Below are 571 nucleotides of genomic sequence, written 5' to 3'. Positions count from 1 at the left end.
AACGTGATGGCTAAACTACGTGTGAGGGTGCGTCACCCGAATGTGGAGTTTTAGCTGTTGTTGTACACAGTTTTATTTCTTGTTTGTCTTACAAGAATTAGCCAAATAAATATCTGCCAAAAAAAAAGTCCTTTTGTTCCCCAATCTTTTAGAATATCGACTCCTCTCCAGTCGTCAATTTTTAATTTTGGATTCCATGGATCATTTAGACTTACTCTATCTTTTCCTATAACTTGTCCTTTAATCATATATAAATCAACACCCATAGGATCTATGTTTGTTGATGGTCTTTCTGAAACATATATTTCTGAGTAATCCAAGTCATATTTTTTTAGGCTATCTGGTGTTATATTTCTTAGGTACAATTGACCACTTACTACTTTTTCATCTGGACAAGTACAAGAAAGCCCACTAACCTTTATTTGTCCCCATTGAAACGGTGAGATATAGTCAGAGAAATATACTAACTGTGCTAAAAGAAATAGCCCACCAATAATTATTATCCTCTTTTGTTTGGTCATTTTCTCTATAATGGTGTACAACGTAATGGCTAAACTACGACCAGCGGGTG

1 protein-coding gene is annotated in these 571 nt (G+C 35.0%); it reads right to left on the bottom strand.

Annotated features, from left to right (window positions below; translation table 11 throughout):
• Nucleotides 1-50: 50 nt before the first annotated feature.
• Nucleotides 51-571: hypothetical protein (locus tag HGP29_RS28535; RefSeq protein ID WP_211093478.1), on the bottom strand; the 521-nt coding region annotated here is incomplete at its 5' end.

The organism is Flammeovirga agarivorans, assembly GCF_012641475.1.
Taxonomy (GTDB): domain Bacteria; phylum Bacteroidota; class Bacteroidia; order Cytophagales; family Flammeovirgaceae; genus Flammeovirga; species Flammeovirga agarivorans.
This window is presented reverse-complemented; position numbering and strand designations above follow the sequence as displayed.